Source organism: Nonomuraea sp. NPDC003201, from assembly GCF_053590415.1.
This window is the reverse complement of the sequence record NZ_JBSFTC010000732.1, coordinates 1-1,480: the sequence shown is the minus strand read 5'-3', so window position 1 is coordinate 1,480 and position 1,480 is coordinate 1. Positions and strand designations below refer to the sequence as shown.

General features: G+C 73.2%; 2 protein-coding genes. Both read right to left on the bottom strand.

Annotation, left to right across the window (positions count from 1 at the left end; genetic code table 11):
* On the bottom strand, positions 1-465 hold a 465-nt coding region (locus tag ACWDX9_RS63235; RefSeq protein WP_449973439.1), incomplete at its 3' end, for an NAD-dependent epimerase/dehydratase family protein.
* A gap of 124 nt (positions 466-589) precedes the next feature.
* The gene (locus ACWDX9_RS63230; RefSeq protein ID WP_449973440.1) at positions 590-1,099 is read right to left on the bottom strand and encodes a GNAT family N-acetyltransferase; all 510 of its coding nucleotides are present in this window, start codon (positions 1,097-1,099) and stop codon (positions 590-592) included.
* Positions 1,100-1,480 lie beyond the last annotated feature (381 nt).

The following is a 1,480-nucleotide window of genomic DNA, read 5'->3' as shown; positions in this document are numbered from 1 at the left end:
GCCGATGAGGCCGGCGCGGGCGATGAGCAGGCGCTCGCCCACGGCCGCCGTGGACGCCAGCTCGCAGGCGGCCTTCGCCTCGCCGTACAGGTCGCGGTCGACCTCGTCGCGATCGGTCGCGGGGAGCAGGGCCGTGGACTCGTCGGCGTCCGGCGCGGCATGGGAGGCGTAGGCGCTGACGGAGGAGACGTAGGCCCAGTGCCGGGCGCGGCCGCCCAGCGCGTGCAGGGCCTCGCGGACGAAGCCCGGCTGCCATGACACCTCGATGACGGCGTCCCATTCCCGGTCGAGCAGCGGCTCGTACGCCGAAGGATCACGCCGGTCGCCGGCCACCAGCCTCGCTCCGTCCGCCACCTGGCCGCTCTCGCCGCGCGCCAGGCACGTCACCCGATGGCCGCGCTCGATCGCCTGCCGCGACAGCTCCCGGCCCAGCCAGGCCGTTCCCCCCAAAACCAAGATTTCCATCCCGACACCCAATCACCGCGAACGCCGAGCACCCGGCCGGGTTCACTGACAGCGCACCGGATTCGCCGAGAGCGGAGAGGGGCCTGCCCGGGGCGCGGTTCGTCCCGGGCAGGCCCGTTGAGCGTCAGACGCCGAAGGGGGCGGGGTAGACGATGGTGCCGCTGGGTACCGCGATGGTGTCGTCGAAGACGAGCGCCATCATCGCCTCGTCGGGCACCTCGAAGGAGGGGCGGATCCCGTACGCCGAGGCCGGGGTGAAGCCGAAGCGCGGGTAGTACTCGGGGTGGCCGAGCACGAGGACGAGGTTCTCGTCCTTGTCGCGTGCGGCCTGCAGACCGGCGCGGATGGCGGCCGAGCCGGCGCCGGTCCTCTGGTAGTCCGGCAGGACCGCGCACGGGCCCAGCGCCAGGGCCGGAGCGGCATCGACGTGGCAGCGGGTGAGCAGCGCGTACCCGGCCACGGTGCCGTCGGGGGCCTGGGCGACGACGGACAGCTCGGGCGACCAGGCCTCATCGACGCGCAGCGCCTCGATGAGGTCGGCCTCCAGAGGCGTGGGGAAGGCGCCGAGGGCGACCGTGCGGATCGCGGGGATGTCCTGCGGGGTCTCGGCGCGGGTGATCCAGGTGTGCGACATGGTGTTCTCGTCTCTCGTCATGGGAGCGGTCGTGGGGCCGGTGGGGGCGACTCTGGCTTCGAGGAGGCCGTAGTACTCGTCGAACCAGTCGCCGTCGGGCAGCCGGTAGACGCCGGACGGCTCGTAGCCGGCGGCCTTCGCGGCGGCGAGGTTCTGCTCGGTGCTGCGCAGCGGGTAGCTCTGATCCCAGGCATCGGAGCCGGGCCCCTGGCGGGGCAGGTCGCGATGCAGGTCATAGAACGCGTTGATGATCGCGTCATCGATGAAATCGGGCACTGTGCCAGATGTTCCTTCAGCAGAAGAGAGGTCGCGGGCCGCGGCGCGGCCCCCCCCCCCCGGAGGCCCCCGCCCGGCCGGGGCCGGGCTGGGGGGGGTGTGGCG